The sequence below is a fragment of the Streptomyces sp. A012304 genome (assembly GCF_026008495.1).
GTDB lineage: Bacteria > Actinomycetota > Actinomycetes > Streptomycetales > Streptomycetaceae > Streptomyces.
The window spans coordinates 68,893-82,176 of record NZ_BQUN01000015.1; the positions used below are offsets into that span (position 1 = coordinate 68,893).

At 70.7% G+C, this 13,284-nt stretch carries 11 protein-coding genes and 1 pseudogene; 6 read left to right on the forward strand and 6 right to left on the reverse strand.

The genetic code is table 11. From position 1 onward, the window contains the following. Nucleotides 1-210: 210 nt before the first annotated feature. Nucleotides 211-2,166, reverse strand: coding sequence for an acetate--CoA ligase (gene acs, locus ALMP_RS05125; RefSeq protein ID WP_264924987.1), 1,956 nt, complete (start codon nt 2,164-2,166; stop codon nt 211-213). A 252-nt stretch (nt 2,167-2,418) separates the two neighbouring features. On the opposite strand from acs, the gene ALMP_RS05130 reads away from it, so the two are divergent. Continuing rightward, entirely contained in the window at nt 2,419-2,565 is a 147-nt protein-coding gene (locus ALMP_RS05130; protein ID WP_264924988.1) for a hypothetical protein, read from the forward strand. Nucleotides 2,566-2,678: 113 nt separating this feature from the next. Here ALMP_RS05130 and ALMP_RS05135 read toward each other — a convergent pair whose 3' ends face one another. Beyond that, nucleotides 2,679-5,522, reverse strand: a complete 2,844-nt coding sequence (locus ALMP_RS05135) for a SulP family inorganic anion transporter (RefSeq protein ID WP_264924989.1) — start codon at nt 5,520-5,522, stop codon at nt 2,679-2,681. A gap of 353 nt (nt 5,523-5,875) precedes the next feature. Between ALMP_RS05135 and ALMP_RS05140 the strand changes: the two genes are divergently transcribed. Together ALMP_RS05140 and ALMP_RS05145 are read left to right on the forward strand one after the other, a co-directional pair. Then, nucleotides 5,876-7,195 carry a hypothetical protein gene (locus tag ALMP_RS05140; protein ID WP_375803436.1) on the forward strand — a complete coding sequence of 440 codons (1,320 nt, stop codon included), beginning with the start codon at nt 5,876-5,878 and terminating at the stop codon, nt 7,193-7,195. Nucleotides 7,196-7,318: 123 nt separating this feature from the next. Continuing rightward, complete coding sequence (locus tag ALMP_RS05145) at nt 7,319-8,143, forward strand: Fic family protein (protein ID WP_264924991.1); 825 nt, start codon at nt 7,319-7,321, stop codon at nt 8,141-8,143. Between the two features lie 387 nt (nt 8,144-8,530). On the opposite strand, the gene ALMP_RS05150 is transcribed toward ALMP_RS05145, so the two are convergent. Then, the gene (locus ALMP_RS05150) at nt 8,531-9,367 is read right to left on the reverse strand and encodes an HAD family phosphatase (RefSeq protein WP_264925003.1); all 837 of its coding nucleotides are present in this window, start codon (nt 9,365-9,367) and stop codon (nt 8,531-8,533) included. A 570-nt stretch (nt 9,368-9,937) separates the two neighbouring features. On the opposite strand from ALMP_RS05150, the gene ssd reads away from it, so the two are divergent. Continuing rightward, nucleotides 9,938-11,050 carry a septum site-determining protein Ssd gene (gene ssd / locus ALMP_RS05155; RefSeq protein ID WP_264924992.1) on the forward strand — a complete coding sequence of 371 codons (1,113 nt, stop codon included), beginning with the start codon at nt 9,938-9,940 and terminating at the stop codon, nt 11,048-11,050. Nucleotides 11,051-11,143: 93 nt separating this feature from the next. Continuing rightward, nucleotides 11,144-11,750: pseudogene (locus ALMP_RS05160) on the forward strand (ATPase, T2SS/T4P/T4SS family); the annotation flags it as partial. A gap of 455 nt (nt 11,751-12,205) precedes the next feature. On the opposite strand, the gene ALMP_RS05165 reads toward ALMP_RS05160, so the two are convergent. From ALMP_RS05165 to ALMP_RS05175, 3 genes are all read right to left on the reverse strand, one after another. After that, on the reverse strand, nt 12,206-12,394 hold the full coding sequence (locus ALMP_RS05165) for a hypothetical protein (RefSeq protein ID WP_264924993.1): 189 nt from the start codon (nt 12,392-12,394) through the stop codon (nt 12,206-12,208). Between the two features lie 160 nt (nt 12,395-12,554). Further along, the gene (locus ALMP_RS05170) at nt 12,555-12,734 is read right to left on the reverse strand and encodes a hypothetical protein (protein ID WP_264924994.1); all 180 of its coding nucleotides are present in this window, start codon (nt 12,732-12,734) and stop codon (nt 12,555-12,557) included. Then, nucleotides 12,731-12,976: a hypothetical protein gene (locus tag ALMP_RS05175; RefSeq protein ID WP_264924995.1), complete on the reverse strand. Its 246-nt coding sequence runs from the start codon at nt 12,974-12,976 to the stop codon at nt 12,731-12,733. Before ALMP_RS05175 ends, ALMP_RS05170 begins: the two co-directional genes overlap by 4 nt. Nucleotides 12,977-13,074: 98 nt before the next feature. Here ALMP_RS05175 and ALMP_RS05180 point away from each other — a divergent pair. Beyond that, nucleotides 13,075-13,284, forward strand: a 210-nt coding sequence (locus ALMP_RS05180; RefSeq protein WP_264924996.1) for a winged helix-turn-helix domain-containing protein, incomplete at its 3' end; no start/stop codon positions are given.

The following is a 13,284-nucleotide window of genomic DNA, read 5'->3' on the forward strand; positions in this document are numbered from 1 at the left end:
GGAGAACTCCGGTCGCTGGGCATGACGGAACACATGCCGACCAGACTTCCCGGCGCACCTGTGTGATGTTGGGCTTACCTTTTGCTTAGCTTACCTAAAGTGGGCGGATGTGCAGCGGATGCGGCGTGGCTGCTGTGCGGCTCGGGGCTGGTGGAGCCGACAGAAAGGGCACCCGGTGCGCTGGTCACCGGGTGCCCTGGGTTCGTTCGGCTAGTCCTCGCTCGGGGCGGCGGGGAGCTTGGCCTGGATGAGGTCCATGACGGTGGAGTCGGTCAGGGTGGTGACGTCTCCGAGCTGGCGGTTCTCGGCGACGTCGCGCAGCAGGCGGCGCATGATCTTGCCGGAGCGGGTCTTGGGGAGTTCGGCGACCGGCAGGATCCGCTTGGGCTTGGCGATCGGGCCGAGGGTGGCACCGACGTGGTTGCGCAGCTCGGCGACCAGGTCCTCGGTCTCGGCGGCGGTGCCGCGCAGGATGACGAAGGCGACGATGGCCTGTCCGGTGGTCTCGTCGGCGGCACCGACGACGGCCGCTTCCGCGACGGACGGGTGGGAGACGAGGGCGGACTCGACCTCGGTGGTGGAGATGTTGTGGCCGGAGACGAGCATGACGTCGTCGACCCGTCCGAGGAGCCAGATGTCGCCGTCGTCGTCCTTCTTCGCGCCGTCGCCGGCGAAGTACTTGCCCTCGAAGCGGGACCAGTAGGTGTCGATGAACCGCTGGTCGTCGCCCCAGATGGTGCGCAGCATCGACGGCCACGGCTCGGTCAGGACCAGGTAGCCGCCTCCGCCGTTGGGGACCTCGTTCGCCTCGTCGTCGACCACGGTGGCGGAGATTCCGGGCAGCGGCGTCTGCGCGGAGCCGGGCTTGGCGGCGGTGACACCCGGCAGCGGGGAGATCATCATCGCGCCGGTCTCGGTCTGCCACCAGGTGTCGACGATCGGCGTGCGGTCGGCGCCGATGTGCTTGCGGTACCAGATCCACGCCTCGGGGTTGATCGGCTCACCGACCGAGCCGAGGACGCGCAGGCTGGAGAGGTCGAACTTGGCGGGGATGTCGTCGCCCCACTTCATGAACGTGCGGATCGCGGTCGGCGCGGTGTAGAGGATGGTGACGCCGTACTTCTGCACGATCTCCCAGAACCGGCCCTGGTGCGGGGTGTCCGGGGTGCCCTCGTACATCACCTGGGTGGCGCCGTTGGCCAGCGGCCCGTACACGATGTAGGAGTGGCCGGTGACCCAGCCGACGTCGGCGGTGCACCAGTACACGTCCGTCTCCGGCTTGAGGTCGAAGACCGCGTGGTGGGTGTAGGAGGCCTGGGTGAGGTACCCGCCGGAGGTGTGCAGGATGCCCTTCGGCTTCCCCGTCGTCCCCGACGTGTACAGGATGAACAGCGGGTGCTCCGCCTCGAACGCCTCCGGCGTGTGCTCGGCGCTCTGCCGCTCCACCAGGTCGTGCCACCACACGTCCCGGCCCTCGGTGAAGGCGACGTCCTGGCCGGTGCGGCGGACGACGAGGACGTGCTCGACGGTGCCGGCCTTCTCGACGGCCTCGTCGACGGCGGGCTTGAGCGCGGAGGGCTTGCCGCGCCGGTAGCCGCCGTCGGAGGTGATGACGACGCGGGCGTCGGCGTCCTGGATGCGGGTGGCCAGCGCGTCGGCGGAGAAGCCGCCGAAGACGACGGAGTGCGCGGCGCCGATACGGGCGCAGGCGAGCATCGCGATCGCCGTCTCGGGGATCATCGGCATGTAGACGGCGACCCGGTCGCCGGCCTGGACGCCCAGTTCCAGCAGGGCGTTGGCGGCCTTGGAGACCTCGTCCTTGAGCTGGGCGTAGGTGAGGGCGCGGCCGTCGCCGGGCTCGCCCTCGAAGTGGATGGCGACGCGGTCGCCGTGCCCGGCCTCCACATGGCGGTCGACGCAGTTGTACGCCACGTTGAGCGTGCCGTCCTTGAACCACTTGGCGAACGGCGGGTTCGACCAGTCCAGCGTCTCGGTCGGCTCCTTGGCCCAGGTCAGCCGGCGGGCCTGCTCGGCCCAGAAGCCGAGCCTGTCAGCCTTGGCCTGCTCGTACGCCTCCGCCGTGACGTTGGCATCGGCGGCCAGGTCGGCGGGCGGCGCGAACCTGCGTTCCTCGCGCAGCAGGTTGGCCAGGCTCTCGTTGCTCACGACATCTCCCTCTCGAAGGGTGTCCGTTGTGTCCCAGGCCACAGCTCATCAGACCCGGGGGTCCGGTGACAAGGGCCGACGGGCAATTGGTTTAGACCTTTGAGGTCGGGTATCCGCTCGCCTCCGTTGGCCGGGGTCATCCGTACCCACGGACGCGGACCGGGCGGGGTTCAGCTGCTGTAACGCCTTTCACGTCCCTGGCCATGTCCGGGCGCAGCGTCACCCAGGGGAGCGGTGTGCCACCGACGGCCCGTGAACACCGTGACGGGCGGTCGGTTCGTCCTCGCCGCCGCGGCCCGCGCGGTGGCCGCGCTCGTCGGGAGCCTGGTCCAAGCGGCGCGCCGTGTGCGGGTGCAGCCAGGAGCCGGCGGGCGGGTGAGCGGACGGGCGGGCGTGTGAGCGGGCGGGCGGTCGACGGGACGGCTCGGTGCACGACCCCTCCCCGAGGAGGTCGTGCACCGTCGCCGTCACCGTTGGCGGCGGGGGTGGTAGCGGGGGCGGGGTGCGGGGGTTCAGGCCGGTACGTCCGCCACGCCGATGTGATCGAACACCTCGCCGTCGCCTCCGGCCGCCTCGTTGAGCAGGTACGCCTGCGCCTCGCCGACATGGAAGTACATGCCGTGCAGTTCCAGTGCCCCCGCTTGCAGGGCCCGCGCCACCGACGCGTGCGCGCGCAGATGGTCCAACTGCTGCACCACGTTGGTCAGGCACAGCTGCTCGACCGCGTCAGCGGGCGCCCGCCCGGCCAGCCGGGCCCAGGGACGGTCGGCGTCGGCCATCCGCTCCAGACTCGGCAGCCCGTGCCGCAGCCACCGCTTCAACGGGGTCTGCGCACCGCCGGGTTCGGAATGCATCAGCGCCTGCATGGCCCCGCACCCGGAGTGCCCGCACACCGTGATGGACCGCACGTTCAGTACGTCCACCGCGTACTCGATCGCGGCCGCCACCGAGTCGTCGCGGCTCTCCTCTCCGTGCTCCTCGCCCGGCAGCGGTACGAGGTTGCCGACGTTGCGCACCACGAACAGGTCGCCCGGACCACTGGAGGTGATCATCGAGGTGACCAGCCGAGAGTCGGCACAGGTGAGGAAGAGCTGCGACGGCCGCTGTCCCTCCCGCGCCAACCGCGCCAGCTCGCCACGCACCAGCGGCGCGGTGTTGCGCTGGAACGCGCTGATGCCACGCAGCAGCTGACGAGCGCTGGGCTTGATGAGGGCGGTCGGGTGGGTGGTGACGTTGGTGGTGGGGGCGGGGGTGACGTTGTTCGAGGTGTTGCTGTGGGGGTTGCTGGGCGCCTCCTGCGGGGTCGACGGGGCGGAGGGGTCGGATGGGGCGGACAGGTGGGAGAGGTTCCCTGAGGCCGCTGGATCTGCTGAATCTGCTGGCTTTGCGGGACCGGCTGGATCTGCTGGATCTGCCGGGCCTGCTGGGTCGCGTGGGTTGGACCGGTTGGGGTTGGACTTCTCGGAGGTGTTGGCCGGGTCGGACAGTTGCTCGGCGTGAGAGGCGTCGGGCGTGTCGGCCGTGTCAGGTGTGTCGGGCCTTTCGCCCGTGGGCGGGGTGCTGTCCTCGCGAGGCGAGCCGTCGTCGCCAGGCGAGTCCGCCGCACCGGCCGGGTCGAGCGAGCCGGGCGTCCCGGGCTGTTCTCCCGGGCCACCGCTCGGCGACAGCGCCGACCGGGGGCCCGCGCACTGGTGGTTGCGCCAGGGGGTCCAGGGGCCGCAACGGCAGTCGGCCACGGGGGCGCCCGTCGCGGAAGCGGAGTCGGGAGAGGGGGCGGCGGCCGGTTCCGCGACCGGCTCGGTGAGTCTGAGTCCGGCGGCGATGCGACGACCGGTCAGCTCGACGGAGCCGCCTCGCGCGATGTGCGTCTTCTGCCAGTCGTGCAGGGACTCGTACGCCGCATGGTCCATGAAGGAGCCGTCCAACACGACGACGACATGGGTGCCTTGGGGCACGAGGTGCAGGGCTCGGCTGAGGCGCGGTACCGCGAGGAACGTCAACTGGCCTCGTACATGGACGTGATGGACTCCTTCCTTCTCGTCGTGGGTGATGCGGGTGCGGGCGAGGCGGCGCAGGGAGACGGCGACGGCCACGGCGATCCCCAGCGCCACGCCCTCCAGGACGCCGAGGAACACCACGCCGAGGGTGGTGACGGCGTACACCAGCACCTCTCGGTGGCGGGTCACCGTGCGGATGTGGTGCAGGGACACCATCTGGATGCCGACGGCCATCACCAAGGCGGCGAGCGAGGCGAGCGGGATGAGCTCCAGGATCGGGACCATCAGCAGCGCGGCGATCACTACGAGAACGCCGTGCAGCATCGTGGAGTTCCGGCTGACGGCACCGGCTTGGACATTCGCGGAACTGCGCACCGCCACACCTGCCACGGGCAGTCCGCCGAGCGCCCCGGACACGATGTTGGCGGAGCCCTGTCCGAGGAGTTCGCGGTCCAGGTCGGAGCGGCCGACGTGGGCCGGCAGTCCGGGCCGGGAGGCGACGAGCTTGTCCACGGCGACCGCGCCGAGCAGGGACTGCACGCTGCACACCAGCGTGATGGTGAGGACGGCGGCGGCGAGGCCGAGCACCGGCCCCTCGGGCAGCCCGACCAGGGCGTGACTGCTCCAGGACGGCAGGTCCACTCTGGGCTGGGTCAGTCCCGCGAGCGCGGCGGTCGCGGTGGCACCGGCGACGGCGACGAGCGCCGCGGGCACCTTGCGCAGCAGCCGGCCCACCCGGCCAGGCAGGCGCGGCCAGAGCAGCAGCAGGATCAGGGTGAGCGCGCTCACGGCCACCGCGGCGGGCCGTAGATCGGCCAACTGGGCGGGCAGCGCACGGAGGTTGTCGAGGACGGAACTCTGGGGGCTGCCGCCGAGGACGATGTGGAGCTGGGCGACGGCGATGGTGACGCCGATCCCGGCGAGCATGCCGTGCACGATGGCGGGGCTGACGGCCAGCGCGCCGCGCGCCACGTGCAGACAGCCCAGACCGAGCTGAGCGAGCCCGGCGAGGACGGTGATGGCGCAGGTGGTCTGCCAGCCGAAGCGGTGGATGAGGTCGGCGGTGACGACCGTCAGGCCGGCGGCGGGGCCGCTGACCTGGAGTGGCGCGCCGCCGAGCCAACCGGCGACGATCCCGCCCACGGCGGCGGCGACGAGACCTGCCTGGAGGGGCGCGTCGGTGGCCAGCGCGATGCCGAGCGACAGCGGCAGGGCGATCAGGAAGACCGCGATGGACGCGGACACGTCGGCGCCCGCCACGTGGAAGCGGCGGCGCCGGGGCGGTGGGGGGCTGTGCGGCGTATGGACGCGTTCGGTGTGCGTCGGGTCGGACGTACGAGTGGGGACGCAGGCTGACATTTTTCCCGTCTCCTCCGGGGCAGCGCGGTCGCGGAACAGGGGGACCCCCGCGGGGGCGGGGGCGGTCGCGGCCGTGGGTCACGGCGTGCAGTGGCGGGATGAATCAACGCTCAGTAAACAGATCGTAATGCAGAGTAAAGGCCAAGCATGGATATTGCAGGCAAATGGGGCAATAGATCACCCTCAAGGGTGAAGCGGGCATTTCATCGGCTTGTCGTACTAATTCCTTCTGGCTCCCGTGCAACCTTGACGGCACTGTCGGCTCGCCCCGGCACGCCACCCGAGAAACGCCGTCGTCGGCGTTGGCCTGAGAGAAGGAAGAAGGTGGGCGGAAGATGGCCGTCAACCCGAGGATCGCCGCCACGCACAGGACCGCTTCCCCGCCTGAGTCCGCCACCGCGCCCAAGTCTGTCGCCGCGCGTGCCCTGGTCGTCGCCGCCGTCGCCGCGTCGGTCGCCGGCTGTACGGCCGGAACGGGTGGTTCCTACGGAGTCGGGGGAGGCACGTCGGGCCCCCAGAAGGCGAAGCCGGCCCCTGCCCCCAAGAACGTGATCCGCCTGATCGGCGACGGCTCCACCGCCTACACCGGTGCCCAGCCGCACCTGCCCCGACCCGAGCGGCTGAAGCCGGGGCAGAAGCCACCGCAGTTCGTCGTCTTCTCCTGGGACGGTGCCGGCGAGGACAGCCAGCGGCTGTTCTCCCACTTCCGCAAGGTGTCCAAGGCCAACAACGCCACGATGACGTACTTCCTCAGTGGCGTGTACCTGCTGCCGGAGGAGAAGCGCGTCCTCTACAAGCCGCCGCAGCACTCACCGGGACGCTCCGACATCGGCTTCAACGACGCGCGGGGCATCGCCGCCACCGTGAAACAGCTGCGCCTGGCGTGGCTGGAGGGCAACGAGATCGGCACCCACTTCAACGGCCACTTCTGCGGCAAGGGCGGCGGCGTCGGTGAGTGGTCGGTCGAGGAGTGGAAGGACGAGATCGCCCAGGCCAAGCAGTTCGTGAAGTCCTGGAAGACCAACACGGGCAGGAAGAACGCGCCGCCGCTGCCCTTCGACTACGACAAGGAGCTCATCGGCGCCCGCACCCCCTGCCTCGAGGGCCGCAAGAACTTCATGGTGGCGGCCCGTGAACTCGGCTTCCGCTACGACAGCAGCGGAGTGAACAACCAGGTCTGGCCCGGCAAGAAGGGGGGCCTGTGGGACCTGTCGATGCAGCTCGTGCCCTTCCCGGGCCACTCCTACGAGCAGCTCACCATGGACTACAACTTCATGGTCAACCAGTCCGGCACGAGCTCCCAGGGCGACCCCGCCAAGCACGAGTACTGGGGCGACCAGATGCGGGACGGACTGCTCATGGGCTTCCGGCGGGCCTACAACGGCAACCGCGCTCCGCTGATCATCGGCAACCACTTCGAGTCCTGGAACGGCGGCACGTACATGCGTGCCGTCGAGGAAGTCGTGGAACACGTCTGCACCAAGGCGGAGGTGCGCTGCGTCTCCTTCCGGCAGCTCGCCGACTGGCTGGACGCCCAGGATCCGCAGACCCTGGCCAAACTGCGCACCCTGGCGGTCGGCAAGGCCCCGAAGCAGGGCTGGGCCCCCTTCCTCTCCGCCCGCCCCGCCCCGGCCCCGAGAGGAGTCCCCGGCGCGCCGACTGCCGACCGATAGGCGCTCCACGATTCGGCGTCCACCGGACGGGCCGTAGCGCCGCCATGGCCGTGGGTGACCGGTGTGCGTGAAGAACGCCACTCCTTCGCAGGGGTCGCGATCCGGTTGCGTAGGGTCGTACCCATGAGTTCGACAGGCGCGACCGCCGATCCGCTCGCGGCCCTGGGCTCGCTGCCCGGTGTGGCCGAGTCCGTGGAGACCGTGCGCAAGTCCGTGGACCGGGTCTACGGGCACCGCATCATGCGACGTCGTAGTACGGAGATCACCTCGGAGGCGGCCCTGCGCGGCTCGCGCGGCTCGGCGGCGCTGTCCGGCGCGGACTGGGCGCTGGAGGAGGTGCGCCGACGCAGCGACTTCGGGGTCGACGACGAGGCGCGCGTCGTGGGCGCGGCCCTGCGGCTGACCGCCGAGGCGGGCCAGCTGCTGTCGATCTGGCGGCAGTCGCCCCTGCGGGTGCTGGCGAGGCTGCATCTGGTCGCCGCGGCCGGCAAGGAGGACCGCGTCGGGCGGCCGCGGCAGGCCGGCGAGCCGGTCGACGAGCCGCTGATCGAGTTGCCGTTGCCGAGCGCCGACGAGGTGTCCGGGCGGCTGGACGGGCTGGCCGAGCTGATCGTGGCGGGCAGCTCCGCACCGGCCCTGGTCACTGCGGCCGTGGTCCACGGTGAGCTGCTCGCCCTGCGTCCCTTCACTTCCCACAACGGCCTGGTCGCGCGCGCGGCCGAACGTGTCGTCCTGATCGGCAGCGGCCTCGATCCCAAGTCGGTCTGCCCGGCCGAGGTGGGCCACGCCGAGCTGGGCCGGGCCGCGTATCTCGCGGCTCTCGACGGCTATGTCTCGGGAACCCCGGAGGGCATGGCGGCCTGGATCGCCCACTGTGGCAGGGCGGTCGAACTGGGGGCGCGTGAGTCGACGGCCGTGTGCGAGGCGCTCCAGCGCGGGGCGGCGTAACGAGAAAGGCTCCCCGAAGGGAGCCTGGACAGGGGTTGCGGCGGTACGAGGATTCGTACCGCCGCTGGCATGACCACCGGGTTACCAAGCGTCCTCGATATGTGCCCATCAGGCCGGGAACTTTGCCCGTCACCTGGTGTGGCTGGCCCGTAATCGACGGGTCGACGTCGCGTGGGTGCCCGGTGTTCATGCGCGGTCCGTGGGGCCAAATGCGTTATTAAGGTGATCCTCTCGGATGTCCTTGGTCTCGCGGGCCGTTGAGTCCTTTGTACTCCAGGGCCCGGACAAGCGGAAGTCCTGGCGCCACTTCTTTACTTTTACTCTCAAACAGGCGGAAACGGGCTTCCGTCGGCCCTGAAACGGTCGGATCCTTGGGCTGTGGGCGGGTCAGGCGGATGCCGCCGATCGGCGCCGACTGGCGTACCAGACGAGGCCCGCGGTGGCGGCGGCCGCCCCTATCGCCGCGGCCGCGACGAGCGCGGGACGGGGCGGTACGGAGAACGTCGGGATGCGCTGCTTGAGCCGCACCGGGCGGTGGAAATCGAGAATCGGCCACCCGCGCGCGAGAGCCTCGCGACGCAGTGCGCGGTCCGGATTCACGGCGTGCGGATGGCCCACCGCCTCCAGCATCGGCAGGTCGGTCGCCGAGTCGCTGTAGGCGTAGCAGCGCTCGAGGTCGTACCCCTCGGACTCGGCGAGTTCCTTCACCGCCTCCGCCTTGGTCGGACCGTACGCGTAGTACTCCACCTCGCCGGTGAAACAGCCGTCCTCGCCCACCACCATCCGGGTGGCCACCACGCGGTCCGCGCCGAGCAGCTCACCGATCGGCTCGACCACCTCGGCGCCCGACGTGGACACGATCACGACATCACGACCGGCGAGGTGGTGTTCCTCGATCAGGGAGGCTGCCTCGTCGTAGATCAGCGGATCGATCAGGTCGTGAAGGGTCTCGGCGACGATGTCCTTCACCTGTTGGACGTTCCAGCCGCGCACGAGCGCGGACAGGTACTCGCGTGTACGTTCCATCTGGTCGTGGTCCATACCGCCCACGAGGAAGACGAACTGGGCGTATGCGGTACGCAAGGCCGCCCTGCGGTTGATCAGCCCGCCTTGGTAGAAGGACTTGCTGAAGGTGAGCGTGCTCGACTTCGCAATGACCGTCTTGTCCAGGTCAAAGAAGGCCGCTGTGCGGGGCAAGGAGTGGTTTTCCACAACCATGAGCATAGGGGCAGCCCATTCGGCGTAAGGTGGGCGCGTGGGTTTGCCTGAGAGGGCTCTCGGGTACACCATGGAAGTCACGGATCGTTCGCGACCGTGCTAACCCGGTCCGGCTCCTCCCCCCCCGAGTCGGCCGTGGAGACGACCCCCGCTCTCCCCCCCGGCGGGGGTCGTCGCATGTCCGGATACGTTTTCCCGTTCTGTACGCGGCTGCGGTGCCGGAGCGAGGCGGCTGAGGCCGCCTCTTTCGCATGCCCACGATCCGTCACCCAGCGTAGCCGCTGGACTGCTCTGTGGAAGTCGCACAGGGGACGCTGCGGTCGTCACCGGTATGGGTGATGGCGATATTCACAACTGCCCACTCGTCCACAGTTATCCACCAAGATCCACACGATTTCCGGGTTCGTTGCACCGTGATTCCAACGCGTCCGCTCCCGGCGAGTTCATGGCCGGTTCCGTTTGTCGGGCGCGTAGGCCGGTTTCCACCGGCCGTTCATATGGAAGGCAGGCCGCCGGTTCTTCATACGCAGGGGAATCGCGGGGCCGCAGGGGCTGCGCGACACGCAGCGAAGGGGGATGGAAATCGTGACCGGAGACGTCACACACGACCCGCCGCCCGCCGCCGGAGGACGGCAGGGCAGGCCGCTGATCGTCACCGAGGACGCGGAACTCCTCGACGACCTGCTGCGGCTGTGCGCCGCGGCGGGCGCCACACCGCAGGTGCACCACTCGCTCCCGGAACAGCGGGGCGGCTGGGAGTCCGCTCCGCTGGTCCTGGTCGGCGACGACGCCGCGCGCCGGGTGCGCGGGGCCGCCCGCAGACGCGGAGTGGTCCTCGTCGGCCGAAACCAGGACGACTCCGGAGTGTGGAAACGAGCCGTCCAGATCGGCGCCGATCACGTCCTGATGCTTCCCGACGGCGAGCAGTGGCTGGTCGACCGCATCGCCGACGTCGCCGAGGGCGTCGGCAGGCCCGCCCTGACCGTGGGAGTCGTCGGCGGCCGCGGCGGGGCCGGAGCGTCCACGCTCGCGTGTGCCCTCGCCGTCACCTCCGCGCGTGAGGGACTGCGCACCCTCCTGGTGGACGCCGATCCGCTGGGCGGCGGACTCGACGTACTCCTCGGCGGTGAAGCCGCCGAGGGTCTGCGCTGGCCCGCGTTCGCCGCCTCGCGGGGCCGGGTCGGAGGCGGTGCCCTGGAGGAGTCGCTGCCGAAGCTGCACGAGCTGCGGGTGCTCAGCTGGGACCGCGGCGACTGCGTGGCCGTCCCGCCCCAGGCGATCCGCGCGGTGCTCGCCGCGGCCCGGCGCCGGGGCGGCACGGTCGTCGTCGACCTGCCGCGACGCCTCGACGACGGTGTCGCCGAGACCCTCACCCAGCTCGACGTCGGTCTCCTGGTCGTCCCCGCCGAGCTGCGCGCCGTCGCGGCGGCCGGACGGGTGGCGTCCGCGATCGGCATGGTTCTGCGCGACCTGAGGGTGGCGGTGCGCGGCCCGTACGCCCCCGGCCTCGACGACCGCGAGGTGTCCCGGCTCCTCGGACTGCCCCTGGCCGGCGAGGTCCCCGTCGAGCCGGGCCTGCTGCGCCCCGACTACGGCAGGACACCGCCCGGCGGGGCGCCCCGCGGTCCGCTGGCCCGCTTCTGCAAGGAGTTCTGGGAGCGGGCGTTGGCGGAAGCGGGGAGCGGATGAGGGGCGGAGCCGGGGGCGCCGGGGGCGCCGGGGTCCGTGCTCGCGGCGAGGAGTCAGAAGCGGAATCGGTGTGCAGGGTGAGAGGGGTGGCGCATGAGCGCCGGGTTCGAACGGGTGTGGGGGAACGGCGCGCTGCTGGACGGTGTGCGGCAGTGGCTCGCGGAGAGCGGGGCCGAGCCGACGCCCGCGCGGGTGGCGCAGGCGCTGCGGGAACAAGGGCGGGTCCTCGGGGACGCGGAGGTGCTCGGGCGCGGCCGAGCAACTGCGGTCCGAACTGATCGGCAGCGGGCCCTTGGAGCCGCTGCTCACCGATCCTTCGGTGACCGATGTGCTGGTGTCGGCCCCGGACCGGGTCTGGGTCGACCGGGGTGGCGGTCTGGAGCTGACCACCGTGTCCTTCCCGGACCCGGCAGCCGTACGACGGCTCGCGCAGCGCCTGGCCGCGGTGGCCGGACGGCGCCTGGACGACGCCCGGCCCTGGGTCGACGCCCGGCTGCCCGACGGGACCCGGCTGCACGCGGTGCTGCCCCCGGTCGCCGTGGGCTGCACCTGCCTGTCGCTGCGAGTGGTACGGCCTCGGGCGTTCACCCTCGACGAGCTGGTGGCCGCGGGCACGGTGCCGCCGGGCGGGGACCGGGTGCTGCGGGCCTTGGTGCGAGCGCGGTTGTCCTTCCTGGTCAGCGGGGGTACGGGCAGCGGCAACCCCAAGATTTGGCTATAACACCCTTATGGCTTGGTCACGCACGGTGGTCAGCGAGCTGCCGATATGCGGGGATCCCGCCAGGCGGAGAAGCTGGAAGGGAGGGGGATCGAGCCGCCTGCGGAGGTGTGCGGAGATGCAGGTTCCGATCGAACGGGTCAGGCCCGGGATGCGTATAGGTCTGACGGCAGTTGTCACCAAGGTCGAGCCGGTCGGCCCGGATGAGTACCTGCTGGAGACGCAGCGGGACGGGTTCCAGGCACTCGGGCTTCCGCCTAGCCAACGGACGTACCCTCGCGGTTATTTGATCTCTATCGAGGAGGACAGGCGCTAAGAAGCGGGTCGGCCGCTTGGGCGATCGACATGGAGCGGCCCCGGTCGGCGACGGGGGCGCCGGCCGGGGCCGCGATCCCGCCCGCCCCCAGGAGTTCACGGGGTGCGGGGCAGGCGGGAGTTCAGAGGGGCTTCGGAGCCGTGTGGTGCGTGTGTCCGCGCATCCGCACGTTGCAGTCCGACACCTTGGAGAGGTCGCCGTCGACGCGGGCCTGCATCCGCTGCTGGTCCAGGTGCGAGCAGACCACACACCCGGGCGCGGGCTCAGGCTGGCGGGGTGGGAAGAGGCGGTCGACGGAGGTCTTCGTCATCGTGTGCTCCCGTGGCAGGTGCAGCTGCAGCGGGGTACGAGGACCACGCCGGAGGAGTGCGGTAGGTGGATGTCCTCGATGCGGCGGCACTGGCCGTGCAGGTCCCCGTAGCCCGGGGTGCGTGCGACGGCGCACTCGGCAGACAGGTTCTCGGTGTCGTTCACGGCTGGTCCGCGATGGGGACGAGGTCGTAGGCCTCGCGGCAGGAGAAGCACGCGAAGTGCCGGGCGCCCGCCGCGTCCCGCACCAGGCGGGCGGTGACGCTGTAGCCCTGGTGCCAGGCGCACCAGGCGATGCCGACGGACCGGGGGATGGTCGTGTACGTGCCGTCGCTCTTCACGTGCTCACCTCGTCTTTGATCTCAGCCCAGATCTTCGGTGTGCCGCCCGCGCTACTGCTGCCCCACTCGTCTGCGGTCTGAAGGACGGCGATGACCTGGTGCCACCGGTCCCACTCGTCCGCGGCGGGGGCGAGGGCGGATATGCGGGTGCCGTGCTGGACGGGGAAGAGGTCCACCTGCTCCCCGTCGAGGGCTTCCTCGAGGGCGGCCCGTAACTGGGCTGCTCGGTCGCTGATCAGCACGACGAATCCCCGCTCTTGTGCGAGAGAATTACTCTCGTACGAGAGTAGCGAGAGTCTGGCTACTCTGTCACGCAAGTCACATCAAGGGAGGGCGGACAGTGAGCACCGAGCCGCCGCTGTACCTGCGCGTCGCAGAAGACCTCCGCGGCCGGATCGAATCCGGCGAACTCCCACCCGGCACCCGCCTGCCGTCCGTCGCCGAGATCTCCGCGCAGCACGGATGCAGCAACTCCGTGGCGACCGGCGCCTACAAGGTCCTCGTCGACGACGGCCTGGTCGTCTCCCGGCACGGCGCCGGCCACTACGTC